Source organism: Photobacterium kasasachensis (assembly GCF_050336885.1).
GTDB classification, from domain to species: Bacteria; Pseudomonadota; Gammaproteobacteria; order Enterobacterales; family Vibrionaceae; genus Photobacterium; species Photobacterium kasasachensis.
In genome coordinates, this window is sequence record NZ_JAKJSH010000036.1 from 17,619 (window position 1) to 32,098 (window position 14,480).

The window sequence follows — 14,480 nt, forward strand, 5'->3', positions numbered from 1 at the left end:
AGGGCCTTGCTGGCTAGGCGCCAATATTATTATTTGTGGGGTAAAGAGAAGATGGATATTTCCCGCTCGGATCTGAAATTGTTGATCCGGTTGTTAAAGGATGCCTTTGTTTTCCGGGGGCTGCTGCTGGGGGTTATTGTTGCGGCCTTTGGTACCGTCGCAGCCGGTGTTGCTGAGACCTATTTGCTAAAAACGATTATTGATGAGTCTGCGGATCAGCAACTGGGTAGCCAGGTTGGCAATATCATGCTGTTACTGGCGGTATTGGCCGTCGGTGCGACCGCGACCTATTACCGCTTCAAGCTGGCGGGCTATTTCAGCGGCAGCTTTGTTCACCGGCTGAACCAGCGCTTGTTCCGGAAGGTGACCCGAATGTCAATTTCGGCCCTTGAGAACTACGATGCGGGAGATGTTGTTGCCCGGTTTAGTAGTGATATTCGCAAAATTAATACCTTTGCCGAAGTCAGCCTGCCGTTATTGATCCTCCACCCGATCATGTTTGTCATGGGCGCGGCCTACCTGGCGGTGCTGGATGCACAACTGCTGATGCTGAGCATTATTCCGATCCCTGTCGGTTTTTTCCTGATCATGCTAATGACGCGGTCGATGTCCCAGCTGTCGATGAACACCCAAACCTATTTCGGTCGGGGATTTGGTGTTCTGGCCGAGATGCTGGCAGGCTTTGCTACCATGAAGGTATTTCACTTGCGTGGCTACCTCTATCAAGATTTTAAAAAGCAGATGGACACCGGGCTGTCCAGCCAACTCAAGCTGGTAGACCGATACGCCTGGATGGGGCCGGTACAGGTGATGATCCGGCTAGTTCCCAGTATTGTCTGCCTGATTGTCGGCGGTGGCCGTGCCCTTGCCGGCGATTTTAGTCTCGGGGAGCTTATTGCTTTCTTCTATCTGCTCAATTTTGTCATTGACCCGGTTGCCCAGATGCCGACCCATATTGCAGGCTGCAAAGATGCACTGGGCGCCAGCAAGCGTATTTTTCACTTGCTGGACGAGGCCGATGAAAAGCTGGATCACCTGACGCTTTCTCATCTCGAACGACCACAGCTACAACTGGACAAGGTCGGACTGGTTTACCAACCCGAAAATAACCAGGCGGTACAGGCCCTGCAAGATATCAATTTGATTATTGAGCCCGGCGAGAAAGTGGCGATTGTCGGTGAAAGCGGCAGCGGAAAGAGCAGTTTGCTGAAGGTTCTGGCCGGATTCTACCTGCATACCGGCGAGATAAGCCTGGCGGCGGATCGGATGTTCGATGAGAGGGAGCCGGAGGATGACGGCTATCGCCGGCAGTTGTCGGTGGTCAATCAGGAAACTTTTCTTTTCCCTATTTCGATAATGGAAAATATTCGCCTTGCCAAACCGGATGCGACCGAGAGCGAAGTGATAGCGGCTGCTCAAAAAGCCTATGCCGATAGTTTTATTCGCGAACAGGCACAAGGGTACGAGACTATTTTGGGCGAAAACGGCGTGTCGCTCTCCTACGGGCAGAAGCAACGTATTTCCCTGGCCCGGGCGTTCCTGAAGCCGGCACCGGTACTGATGATGGATGAACCGACGGCCTCGCTGGATCAAACCAGTGAAAGCCTGGTTGAACAGGCCATCCTGCGGGAGGCCGACGAGCGAACTGTTATCGTGATCACCCATAAGCTGGCTATTACGTCGATGATGGACCGGGTGGTGGTGCTGGATCAGGGCCGCGTGATTGAAAATGGAACTTATAGCGAGCTAATGAACAGGAAAGGACATTTCTACCGTCTTCATCAGGCTTATTACGACCATGCAGCCAATGAGGAGCTGAGTCATGCTTAAAAGAGCGGAATGGGACGAGTTATTGCAGCTGTTTACGCTGATGAAAAAGCGGCGGTTGGGATATATGGCCGGCGTATTGGGCCATGCGCTCAGCGAGACGATTATTATGATTTCGCTGGCCTTTATCATGCGAGACATGATTAATGCCATCGTCTCGCAGGATATGGTGCAGCTTCAGCGCTCCAGTATTGCCGTGATCGGAATGGGGATATTTACCGGCCTGACCTTCATTATTTTCGGTAAGTTATTTTTCCATAGTTTGTTCAAGACACTGGCTGATTTACGCCTGCAGCTGTTTGATCACCTGTCGGCCGGACGGGTCGGAGATATCGAGCAATACCATCCCGGTGAGCTGATATCTCGGGTCAACAGTGATGTTGACGCCGTATCCGAGGTGTTTGGTTATCAGTTCAGGCAATTGGTCTTTACCGTACTGACGGGGATCTGCGCCATGATCGCCATGATGGTCATAGACTGGAAGGTTGGGGTGGTATTGGTGATCGTTGCCGTACTGACGGCTGTCGTCAATCACTACTATGCCGGAAAGATGCGGGTGGTCAGTGATCGTATTCAGGCCACGCTCGGACGAATGTCGGCGACGGCCATGGATGCGGTCTACGGCTCCAAAGAGGTCCGGATCTACCATATGCAGTCGGCCCAGCAGGACAACTATGAGAAAAGTAACGGGAAATGGCTGGATAACACCAAAGAGAACAGCGGAATAAGAGCGAAGCTGGAACTGGCTAACTTCAGCCTCAAGATCCTTAATTTCTCCGGCATGTTGGTACTCGGCGCAATTCTGATGGCGATGGGTGTGACGCCGCTGGGCGAAATCATCGCCATGATCCAGTTGCTGACGGCGCTCAATATGATGTTCCGCGAGCTCGGCGGGCTGGTGGCCTACCTGCAAAAATCTCTCGCAGGAGCCAAGCGCATTTTCGAGCTGTTCGCACTGCCTGGCGAGTTAACCGACAAGCAGCAGCCGGAAGAGCCGGATTTGAGTCAGCCTGTGATCGAGGTGAAGGGCCTGTCGTTTGCGTATCCCGCGGGCGAGGCTGTGATCCGCGACGTTTCCTTTGCGGTCCAGCAGGGGCAAACGGTCGCCATTGTCGGCCCGAGCGGGTCGGGTAAATCTACCCTGATGAAACTGCTGATGGGGCTGTATGCACCGTCTGAAGGAAGTATTGCTGCCTATGGCCGCGAGTCCAGACAGCTAGATGTCGATAGCTGGCGCCAACACTTCTCGTTTATTCCCCAGGATTCGTTCCTGTTTTCCAATACCGTCAAGGCTAACTTGTCATACGGTAGGTCGGGTTGTGCCATGGCTGATATCGAGCTGGCTGCCGAACGATCGGGATGCTCGGGCTTTATTGCTCAACTGCCTAACGGGTATGAGAGCCAGATAACGGAAGGTGGCGGCAATGTATCCGGTGGACAAAAGCAGCGTCTGGCAATAGCACGGGCCCTGGTCAAAGACGCCGAGGTCTTGATTATGGACGAGCCGACGGCTTCGTTGGATGCCCGGACAGAGGCCGAGATCCAGGCTGAACTGGATGAGTTGCTACAGCAAAAAACCGCCATCGTGATTGCGCACCGGCTCAAGACAATCCGTAACGTGGATCAAATCTTTGTCTTGGTAGACGGAAAGCTGGTGGAGCACGGCGATCACGATACCTTGATGCGCAGTCAAGGTGCCTATTTTGACTTGGTGATGCAATCTGATCAGGAAGAGGTGGTAGTAGCATGAGGCAATACGATTTAGTCGAAATGTTTACCCGGCAATGTGCCACGAGGGAGGAGGCTGCGGCGATCGAGTGGGGAGAGGACTCCTTAAGCTATCGTGCCCTGAGGCAGCAAACGGCCTCTATTGCACAGTGTCTTCGCCGGCAGGGACAGGGAAATATTGCCCTGTATCTAGACTCTTGCCCGACTCTGGTCAGTACGCTGCTTGCCTGTCTGCATACCGGGCATGTCTTCGCTCCTGTTAATGTCAGTTTGCCGGAGCAACTGGCCGCAACCATGATGCAGCGTATCGCCCCTGCCTGCATCGTGACCTCGGCGCGTCATGTTGCCAAACTGGAGAAGATCGTGGCGTTGTTGCCCGAGCCACCCAAAATTGTGGTGTGGGACGAGATCACTCCCTCTCTGGAGCCTGCTCCGCTTTCAGCGCTGGAGCCCCCCCGTTTTCAGGACCGGTGCTACATCTACTTTACCTCGGGCTCGACGGGGGAGCCGAAGGCTATCCTCGGCAGTTACCGGGGGCTCAGCCATTTTGTCCAGTGGCAGCAGCACGAATTCGGTATTTCTGCCCGCCACCGTGTCGGGCAAGTGACGATACCGGCCTTCGATCCGTACTTGCGGGAAGTGTTGCTGCCGTTGGTCGCCGGGGCTGTGCTGGTAATGCCCGCGGTGCGTGATCTGGTGTTGAGCGACGAGTTGCTGCCGTGGCTCAACCGCGAGGAGATCAGTGTTCTTCATATGGTACCCACGCTGTTCAGGCAGCGTTTGCTTCAGGGTGATGCTACACAGGATGGCGCTCCGCATCCACTGAGCCTGGAATACTTATTCCTGGCCGGGGAGCAGCTTCGGGGGCAGGATCTCGAGCAGTTCTATGCCCGCTACGGCGAGGAACAATGCCAGTTGGTGAACCTGTATGGCCCGACAGAAACTACACTGGCCAAAGTCTTTCGCCGGGTTACTCCTGATGATCAGGCATTGGATGTCATCCCCATCGGCCGCCCACTTGACGAACAGGTGAAGGTGCACATTCTGGATGCGCAGGGTGAGCCTTGTGCCACCGGTGACTCTGGGGAAATCGTGATTGAAACGGCGATGCGCTCTTACGGTTATCTGGGGCAGGAAGAGGAAAACCGGCGCTGTTTCCGCCAGTCGCCGCCCTATTATTTTACCGGAGATATTGGTGTCAGCCAGCCAGACGGTCAGCTGGTATGCCTCGGACGTAAAGATAACCAGATTAAAGTTCGCGGGGTGCGGGCGGATCTGCTGGGGATCGAGCGAGTCGTTCAGCAGGCGCCGACTGTCGGGCAATGTGTTGTTCAGGTTATTGACAGCGGACTGCCCTCGGCAAGGCTGAAGGCATTTATCGTCTCGGACAAGGCTGACGGGGCGCAAGTCTTTGATTTTGTCGGTCAGCGTTTGCATCAGGCCCTGGTGCCGGCCGAGTGGGAATTGGTCGATACGCTGCCAATGCTGCCCAATGGTAAGATCAACCGCAAGGCGCTGTCGAACTTATCCGGTGTCGAGTTGAGGTTCGATGCCTATCGTGGTCCGCAGACGCCGCAGGAAGAGAAAATACTGGCGGTTTGGCGTCAGGTATTGCAGCAAGAACGGATCGGGATGGACGATCATTTCTTCCGCCGTGGCGGCCACTCTTTGTTGCTGATGTCGCTCAAGGCTGAGATGGAAAAAGCGTTCGCTGTGGCGGTCGAGATGGCGGCGTTATTTGAGAATCTTACGCCGGCAACACAGCTGGAATATGCGCAGACCAGTGCGGCGCAGCCACCAGCCTGCCGCTTAGAGAAAGTGCCGCAGGATCAGGTTGGTCCGGTTTCAGTCCTGCAACGTAATATCATCCTGGCCCACCAGTTCCATCGACAAAATACCAGCTATAACCTGACCCGAGTGGTAGAAATTGACAGGTCGCTTGATATATCGATTCTGCAGCAGGCCGTCGATAGCTGTGTCGGGCAACTGGCGATACTGCGTTCGGTCTTTGATATCGACAACGGAGACGTGGTAACCAGGGTTATGCCCGAGGTAACCATACCGGTCGAATCGGCTTCCTTGGCGGATAAGCAGCAGCTCACTATGGCACAGGCAGCCTTTGTGCGTCCCTTTATCCTCGAACAAGCTCCCTTGATGAGGGTCGGGTTGTGGTCGGTAGCGGACGGCAGCACTTTTTTGGCGCTGGATATTCACCACAGTATTGCTGACGGAATGAGTGCTACTCAGTTGCTGACAAGGCTGCTGGATAGCTATCAGAGCCTAAGCCAGGGAGCATCGCTGCCGGCTCCTCTGCCGTGGCAATACCATGATTATATCGGCTATAACCTGCAGCAGCAGGCCCGGCTCGAGGCAGACAACCTGAACTACTGGCAGCAGGAGCTGGCCAACTTGCCGGAACCTTTGCAGCTCTCGCCCGGCCAGGAGCGCCCGTTGCAGTTTGACGGTGCGGGAGACACGCTGTATCTGGATATCGAGTCGGAACTATTGAGTGAGTTGCAACAGGTAGCCAGCCGTCAGGGCTGTACTTTGTTCGTCTTGTTGTATGCAGCCTATGCCCTGACGCTGCACAAGCTGAGCGGACAGGATGATATTGTTATTGGGGTGCCTGTAGCCGGGCGGGACTTGCCTGAGATAGCGGATGTTCCCGGGGTGTTCATGCGCGTGTTGCCCGTCCGGGCTCCGTATCAGAGTGAAATGAGCTTCGGAGATTATCTGGCAGCGATCCAGCAGCAGTTTGCCGGCGCGGTAGCCCATCAGGACTTTGCCTTCGAGCATCTTGTCGAGGCGGTCAAAGCGCCCCGTTGCGCCAGTCGGCAACCGCTGTTTGATACCATGTTTGCTCTGCATGATGCGATGTCGTGGCAGTCTGAGTCGCAGGGCATTTCAGCCCAAGAGATACATATTGCTCAGCGTCAGGTGAAGGCTGATATTGTTGTTGATGCCTACCGTAACGGGGGCTCGCTGACCCTGGCTTTCTCCCATGCTGTCAATATGGTCGACAGCAGCCGGATCCGCCAACTGGCGGACCATATGCAGACCTTGTTGCAGCGTATTCCCCAGTTCATGCCGCCGCAACGAGTGGGGACCATCGACACACTGCCGCCGGCCGAGCGGTTGCAGTTGGTGGAATCATTTAATCAAACCGCGCAGCCCGTTGACGGTGCTCAGACCTTGATTGAGTGTTTTCACCTGCAGGTTGCACAGGGGCCCGAACAGCAGGCCTGCCGCAGTCAGGGGCTGTCATTAAGTTACCTCGCGCTGGATCAGCGTGCCAACCAGTTGGCGTATGCCTTGCTGGAGCGGCTGGGCCGGCGTCCTGCCCGGATAGCGATCATGGTATCGCCGTCTGTTGATCTGGCCGTTGCTATCCTGGCTGTGCTGAAGGCCGGAATGACCTATGTGCCACTGGATCCTGATTTCCCGGATGAGCGATTGCAGTACATGATCCGCAATGCCGACGTCGAGTTGCTGCTCACGGATCTTCCGGAGCTGGCTGGTAAATTGTCCGGCGAAACGATCCTTGACTGTCGTGACAAGGGGATTGCGCAGTATCCGACGTCGTTGCCGGTCGGGGTGACGTATGATCCCCACCAGCTGGCCTACGTGATATATACATCGGGGTCGACCGGGCAGCCAAAAGGCGTCATGATCGAAAACCACTCAGTGGTCAATTTCATCAACGGGATGGAGCGCTCGCTGGACTTTACGGCCGACAAAACGGTGTTGGCACTGACGACGTTCTCCTTCGATATCTTTGTGCTCGAGTTTTTCCTTCCGCTACTGACCGGCGCCCAGTTGGTGATTGCCAGCCGAGAACAGCAGCAAGATATGGCGGCCCTGAGCGCACTGGTCCGGACTGAGTCGATCACCACATTGCAGTTTACGCCGTCACGGATGAAGATGTTTCTGGCCTTTGAGCCTGACCTGCAGTGTTTCTCGGGAGTCGACGAGGTGCTGATGGGCGGCGAGTATGTCGGTTTCGAGCTGGTCGAGAGCATAAAGCGCTGTTGCCCGGCCCGAGTCTTTAATATGTATGGCCCGACAGAAACGACCGTGTGGTCGGCCGTGTGCGAACTGACCCATGCGATACAGAGCACGGTTGGCCGACCTATCGATAATACCCAATTGTATGTGTTGGATAACGCTCAGCAACTTTGTCCGATGGGAACGATGGGTGAGCTGTATATCGCCGGTGATGGGTTGGCACGAGGCTATCACCAGTTGCCGGACAAAACGGCCACGGCGTTTGTTGCCAATCCTTTCCGTTCCGGAGAGAAGATGTACCGTACCGGCGATTTGGCCTATTGGCTGCCAGGTGGCGATCTTTGTGTGTGCGGACGGCAGGACAACCAGGTCAAGGTGAAAGGCCACCGGATAGAGCTGCATGAAATTGAAGAGGTGCTGACCTGGTATCCGGCTATCCGTGATGCGGTTTGTCTGGTCAGAGAGCGCCAGATACAAGGGTTCAGCGAAAGCTACCTCTGTGCATTCTATTTGTCAGAGAGTGACATCGAAGAAGACTTGCTCCGTCAGCATTTAAGGGCTCATCTGCCTGACTACATGGTGCCGGAAGCATGGGCCCGATTGGCGGAGTTTCCGTTAACCGCCAACGGCAAGGCAGACCGCAGGGCGTTCCCGGCCATTGAAAGCAGTAAGCCTCAATTACAGCCGGTGAAGACCCAGACGCCCACCCAGCAGGTGATCTACCAGACCTGGGCCGAAATATTGCCGGTTTCGCATATCGGGCTCCATGATAACTTCTTTGATGTCGGCGGGAATTCGTTCCATGTTGTACTGGTGCAAAAAGCGCTGGCAGAGCAGGGGATTGATGTGATGGCGATAGATATCCTCGAACATGCCACGATTTGTAGGCTGGCTGACTGGTATGACAGTCAGCAGTCCGAGGTCGAGATGATACCTTGTGCCGGGATCCCGTTCCCGTCTGCGCCAATCGACAATGATGCCACGGCCCCCGAGTGGGACTACCGTTATGCTGCCGGGCAGAGCCGACAGCTGGACGTTCTCGGGGAGCAGTTTGGCGTGTCCCGAGATATATTGTTGACTGGCCTGACGGTCTACGCGCTGGCGGCTGCCACGGAGCTTAACCGTCTTGATATTTATCTGGGCGACGGCGATGCTCAGTGCCAGCACGTCACGATTGACCTGTCAGGCATAGACAGCCTGCCGGGTTTCTTTGAGCGTGTTGGGGAAGCGGTCGCTGGGATGACGGTTGTCGTGTTGAGGCAACTGTTGCCGCCGGAGAAAGCAGGGCATTGCAGTGTCTATATCGCTAATGACGACCGTAAGGCAGTAAAAAGGAACGCGCTATTTGATCTGGTGTTTGTCTATTCGTGGGAGGATGAGTTGATGCTTTCGTCGGCGATAAACAATAACAGCTTCAGTCGGGCGGACTTTTCTCGGGTCGGTGCAGGGTTGAATGAGCTGGTTACGCAATTTACCTGATGTATATGCCTAAATTGAGTCGAAGAAAACGGTTCTACTTTAATAAAGGCCAGCCTAAGCTGGCCTTACGTTTTTATACAGGCCGAAGAGGAAAGTCGGGGTAAGAATAAAAGACAAGAAAAAAGGGTAGCCAGGCTACCCTTACCGCTAAAGCCCGAAACCAAAGGCTTGCGAAATGTAACAGCTATGCCGCATGTTACCAATGGAGCAACGATTCCTGTTTTACCAGCGACTCGGCAGTGGTGGACGCTGATCAGGACGGTTGAATTTTGCTGCTAGACGTGTAGAAAATCTTTCAGTTGCTTAATGATTGCCTCGGCCTGCTCCTGGTTCTCCATCTCGGCAAACAGGCGCAGCAATGGTTCCGTGCCCGAGAAGCGAGCCAGTGCCCAGCCGCCATTCTTGAAGTAGACCTTGGCGCCATCGGCGTAGCTGACTTTCTCAATCTCGTAGGCGAATTCTGGCAGCTCTTTCTCGACATAAATTCTGTCGTACAGGCGCTGGCGCTCGGCAGGCTTGAAGGTGCAGTCTCCCTCTGCGGTATAGGCGTAGCCATATTTGTCATAGATTTCATCGAGCATCTCAGACAGTTTCTTGCCCGTTGTACTGATCATTTCGACCAGAAGGCTGGAGGCGAAGACACCATCCTTGCCTTTGATATGGCCGCGAATGGTCAGGCCGCCTGAACTTTCGCCGCCGATCAGCGAGTCGTCGGCCTCCATTTGTGAGCTGACGTGTTTGAAGCCAACCGGTACCTCAAAGCATTTCTCGCCATGGGCTTCTGCCACCTTGTCCAATAGATGGGTGGTGGCGATATTGCGAACCACAGAGCCCGTCCAGCCTTTGTATTCCAGCAGGTAGTAGTAGAGCAGCAACAGCACTTCGTTGGGATGGATGAAGTTGCCTTTCTCGTCGATAATACCCAGTCGGTCGGCATCGCCGTCGGTGCCAATACCGATGTCATAGCCCTCGTGAGACACCATGTGCTTCAGTCGGTATAAGGTTGCGGCACTCGGTGACGGCATCAAACCGCCGAAAGCGGGGTTTTGGGTGTCATTGATAACATCGACATCACAGCGCCCACTGATCAGAACGGTTTGCAGGGCATTTTTCGCAACCCCGAACATCGGGTCGATCAATACTCGCAGGTTGGCCTGCTTGATGGCCTCGACATCAATAAAGTCGATGATCGAGTCGACGAACTCGTTCATCGGATTGATAATCTCTATCAGGTTGTCCCGCAGTGCATTGTCAAACTCGGCCGTTTGAATATCAGCCTCGGACAGGTTGGCAACCTGCGCTTCAATTTTCTGGGTGATCACCTCGTCGGCATCACGGCCACCTTCAATAAAGACCTTAATGCCGTTGTAGTCTGCCGGGTTATGCGATGCGGTAATACATGCCGAGTAGGTGGCACCGATCTGTTTGGACTTAAACATGACGATCGGAGTCGGGACGTACTTGTCGATGAAGCTGACCTGGATACCATTGCCGGCCAGCACTTCCGAAAACCAGGCTGCGGCCTTGTCGGATAAGAAGCGACGGTCATAGCCGATCACGAAGCCGTTGTTGGTGACTTTTTCGGCAATCATGATATTGGCTACCGCTTGCGCCACCAGCTGTACATTGGCTTTGGTGAACTCTTCACCGATGAGGGCACGCCAGCCACCAGTTCCAAATTGGATCATGATGGAACTCCTATTTCTCTCTGTGGAAAATGAAAAGTAGGGGTGAAAAACACCCCTAAAAAGTAATTAACCCATTACGACAGTAACGGTATTTACAGACCCTTCGGCCTGTGCCGGAATTGCTCCCTCGATAACTTCGCCATTAAGAATGATGGATTTCACGCCCTTGCTGACATGATTCGGATTCTCAACCTTGATGTTAAAGGTCGCATCACGCCATTGGCGTGTTACTTCAAAGCCCGGCCATGCCGTCGGGATACATGGGTCAACCACCAGGCCTTCGAAGCTGACGCGTACGCCAAGAATGAAGTTGGTGGCGGCAATGTATGCCCAGCCGGATGAGCCGGTCAGCCATGGGTGGTTGGCGCGGCCGTGATCCTGGTGATCGCGGCCCATGACGAACTGAACGTAGGAATACGGTTCGGCAATGCGCTTCTCAATCATGTCATTCTGGTTGTACGGGTTCAGCGCATCATAGAATTTCATCGCCTGATCACCGCGGCCCAGTTTTGCCTCGGCCACCCACGCCCATGGGTTCGGGTGTGAGAAGATGGCGCCGTTTTCTTTTACGCCCTGGTAGACACGGGTTACAAAACCGATGTCGTCGTTCGGCGTCGCAAAAGACGGTGCGTTGAGGTGCAGGCCGTACTTGGAGAACAGGTATTCATCGACAGCGTTCATTGCCTTTTCACCGCGCTCCTGGGAAACGGCACCAGATACGACAGCCCAGGTGTTGGACTCAAGGTGAACTTTGCCTTCAACCTGTTCGTTGGTACCCACTTTTTCGCCATTTTTGGTGATTCCGCGGATATACCAGCCGCCGTCCTCGTCCCAAAGGTGTTTTTCACAGGCGCTCTGTACCCCGCCGGCCATATCTTCGTAGCGGGCGGCATCCTCGTCTTTGCCCAGGAACTTGGCCAGATCGACAAACTCCTGAATAGCCCAGTAGTGTAGGAAGGCCACCATGGAGGACTCGCCGCCGCCGAGGTTCAGACAGTCGTTCCAGTCGGCACGCAGTCCTTTGGCAATACCCGTGCGGCCAACGTGCTCGGCCGTGAAGTCCAGCGCCGCTTTCATGTGTTCATAGACGGTTGCCTCGCCACCGTCGGCGTAAGGGATCACCTCGTCGAAAAAGCTGGTTTCGCCGGTTTCCATCACGTAGCGGCAGATAGTCGGTACAAGCCATAGGTGGTCGTCGGAACAGGTATCGCTGATACCGTGGATCTTGTCTTCGTCACTTGGTGTCGGAACAACCGTCGGTGACTTTGATGGGGCAACATCGGCTTTTTCAGGATCGAACCAGTCTGGATCGAACAGGTGAAGCCCGTAGCCAGCTTTGACCTGGCCGCGCAGCAGATCCACCAGGCGCTTGCGGGTCATTTCCGGGTTGGCATGAGGCACGGCCATCGCATCCTGAGCGGTATCGCGATAACCAAGGCCGGTACGGCCGCCAACTTCGATGAAGGAGGCAAAACGGGACCAGACGACACAGGTTTCAGCCTGGTACAGGGTCCAGGTATTCAGCATGGTATCCATGCCTTCGTTCGGTGACTTCACCTGGAACTTGGCACAACGCTCAGCCCAGTGTTCTTTGATGGCTGCGAATGCGGTATCGACATTGTCCAGATTCTGGTATTTCGCTCTCAGTCTTTCGCCGTTGCCCTTGCCCAGGCCAAGGATATAGACAAAGCGCACTTCTTCGCCCGGCTGGATAACAAACTGCTTGTGCAGGGAGCCACAGTGGTTGTAACAGGTCTTGACCGTGTTGGTACATTGCCCTTGCTCAACCGCCAGTGGGTTGGACTCATCGCGGTACAGGCCAAGGAATGAATCGCGCTGACCGTCATAGCTATCAGGATCGAATGTCGAGGCTAGGTAGTAGAAACCCTCGAAGTCATTGGTGTTGTAGTACAGGTCATACTCAATCACGCCTTCGTTATACGAGGTACCCGCCGAGTACAGGCTCATCTGGTGGTTCTGGTTGTCCGACTGGATATGGCTGAACGAGAACTCGACAAACGAGAAGGCACTGATGGTGCGTGGCTTGTCGCTGTCATTTTTGATAACAACATCCCAGATCTCCGCATCTTCACCCTTAGGAACGAACAAGGTTTTCGAGGCCGAGATACCGCTGTATTCGCACTTGAACTTCGAATAAGACAGGCCGTGGCGCACTTCATACTTGGCTTCGTCGAGGCTCTTTGCCACCGGCTGCCAGGAAATCGACCAGTAATCGCCGGTTTCGTCATCGCGAAGGTAGACGTAATGCCCCGGACGGTCAAAAGAGCCGTTTGGGCGGAACTTGGTGACCCGGTTGTACTCCGGAGAGTTATAGAAGGAGTAGCCTCCGGCATTGTGCGAGATAACCGTACAGAACTTTTCCGTACCGAGGTAGTTGGTCCAGGGGGTCGGGACATCAGGGCGAGTGATGACATACTCTCTGTTGTCGTTATCAAAATAACCGTATTTCATTATTGTCCAATCCTTTTAATGTTTTTACTTGCTGTGAGTTGCTAGTCACAACGACGGTAATTAATGCCAGCTTTGTCCAGGTAGGCTAACTGCCCGCTCAGACGAGCCTTGAAGTCTTTCCAGTTTCTGTTGTCAGGATGAGTCCAGCACAGCTCGGCAATGGCCAGCAGGCGTGGATAAATCATGTATTCAAAGCGGCTCTGGTTGTTGACCAGCTCGCACCACAATGCGGCCTGGATACCCAGGATATGCCGGTGGGCCGGGTCGTTGTCGGCCAGTGACGACAGGGGTTTGTAGCTATAGACGACATCGAGTGGCAGCTTGCAGGCCCAATCTGAGCCGGGTTCGTCTGCCGTGTAACCCTGCGCCATATCCAGGTAGGTATACTGGGCTGGCTGCATGATGACGTCATAGCCCTCGCGGGCACAGGCCAGTCCGGCTTCTTCGTTCTGCCATGAGAAGATCAGGGTATCCTTGCTGATTTTGTTGCCGTTGGTTGCCTCTTCCCAGCCCATCATCCGCTTGCCCTTGGCCTGGACGACCTCCTCGGCAAAGCGCAGGATATGTCCCTGCAGCTCTCGCGGATCCTGATAGCCGTGCTGTTCCATCATTGCCTGACAAGCAGGACTTTGGGTCCATACACCTTGCGGCACCTCGTCACACCCGACATGGATGTAGGGGGCAGGAAAGAGCTCGCAGACTTCGTCCAGCACGTTAGCAATAAAGGTATAGGTGCCTTTCAGTGCCGGGGACAGAATGTTGTCCGAGTACCACTGGGTACTGCGGTACTGCGAGCGGTCTTGTGGGTCGACCAGCAGGTCCGGCAACGACTTGATAGCCGCACGGCAGTGGCCGGGAATATCGATCTCCGGAATGATGGTAACCCCGCGATCATTGGCGTAGGCGATGAGATCGCGTACCTCCTGTTTGCTGTAGTAGCCGCCATAGCGTTGGCTGATGTTGGTGTACTGTGGCTGGATAACCTCGTTCGGTCCCCGCCAGGCCCCTATCCGTGTCAGCTCCGGGTAGGCATCAATTTCAATCCGCCAGCCTTCGTCATCCGTCAGGTGCCAGTGGAAGGTATTGAATTTATAGCGAGCCAGGTGATCGATCAGGTGCTTGAGGCGTTTTATCGGGTGGAACTGCCGGGCACAGTCAAGCATCATCCCGCGGTACGGGTAATTGGGCTGGTCCTGGATCTCCACCATCGGGATCATATAGGTCGCATGAGCCTGATGGGTGGGGCGGGTCGGGATCAGCTGCAGCAGGCTGGCGGTTGCA

Annotated in this window: 6 protein-coding genes; 3 read left to right on the forward strand and 3 right to left on the reverse strand. The window is 54.8% G+C overall.

Features of this window, described 5'->3' with window-relative positions:
- Positions 1-51: 51 nt before the first annotated feature.
- The 3 genes from L4D19_RS29015 to L4D19_RS29025 are packed head-to-tail and all read left to right on the forward strand — an operon-like array spanning position 52 to position 9,039.
- Positions 52-1,830, forward strand: a complete 1,779-nt coding sequence (locus tag L4D19_RS29015) for an ABC transporter ATP-binding protein (protein WP_160649507.1) — start codon at positions 52-54, stop codon at positions 1,828-1,830.
- Positions 1,823-3,577, forward strand: coding sequence for an ABC transporter ATP-binding protein (locus L4D19_RS29020; protein ID WP_428455259.1), 1,755 nt, complete (start codon positions 1,823-1,825; stop codon positions 3,575-3,577). The genes L4D19_RS29015 and L4D19_RS29020 overlap by 8 nt, the downstream gene beginning before the upstream one ends.
- Positions 3,574-9,039 carry an amino acid adenylation domain-containing protein gene (locus tag L4D19_RS29025; RefSeq protein ID WP_428455260.1) on the forward strand — a complete coding sequence of 1,822 codons (5,466 nt, stop codon included), beginning with the start codon at positions 3,574-3,576 and terminating at the stop codon, positions 9,037-9,039. The genes L4D19_RS29020 and L4D19_RS29025 overlap by 4 nt, the downstream gene beginning before the upstream one ends.
- 275 nt (positions 9,040-9,314) lie before the next feature.
- On the opposite strand, the gene L4D19_RS29030 is transcribed toward L4D19_RS29025, so the two are convergent.
- From L4D19_RS29030 to L4D19_RS29040, 3 genes are all read right to left on the reverse strand, one after another.
- Complete coding sequence (locus tag L4D19_RS29030; protein WP_075762607.1) at positions 9,315-10,727, reverse strand: phosphoglucomutase/phosphomannomutase family protein; 1,413 nt, start codon at positions 10,725-10,727, stop codon at positions 9,315-9,317.
- 66 nt (positions 10,728-10,793) lie between these two features.
- Positions 10,794-13,199, reverse strand: coding sequence for a glycoside hydrolase family 94 protein (locus tag L4D19_RS29035; protein WP_428455261.1), 2,406 nt, complete (start codon positions 13,197-13,199; stop codon positions 10,794-10,796).
- 41 nt (positions 13,200-13,240) lie between these two features.
- Positions 13,241-14,480 (reverse strand): beta-N-acetylhexosaminidase (locus L4D19_RS29040; RefSeq protein ID WP_428455262.1); only part of this gene is annotated, 1,240 nt, incomplete at its 5' end.

Bases quoted from the DNA above. Each gene is read 5' to 3' on its own strand.
- L4D19_RS29030 (WP_075762607.1), bottom strand. From the start codon at position 10,727: ATGATCCAATTTGGAACTGGTGGCTGGCGTGCCCTCATCGGTGAAGAG.
- L4D19_RS29035 (WP_428455261.1), bottom strand. From the start codon at position 13,199: ATGAAATACGGTTATTTTGATAACGACAACAGAGAGTATGTCATCACT.
- L4D19_RS29020 (WP_428455259.1), top strand. From the start codon at position 1,823: ATGCTTAAAAGAGCGGAATGGGACGAGTTATTGCAGCTGTTTACGCTG.
- L4D19_RS29025 (WP_428455260.1), top strand. From the start codon at position 3,574: ATGAGGCAATACGATTTAGTCGAAATGTTTACCCGGCAATGTGCCACG.
- L4D19_RS29015 (WP_160649507.1), top strand. From the start codon at position 52: ATGGATATTTCCCGCTCGGATCTGAAATTGTTGATCCGGTTGTTAAAG.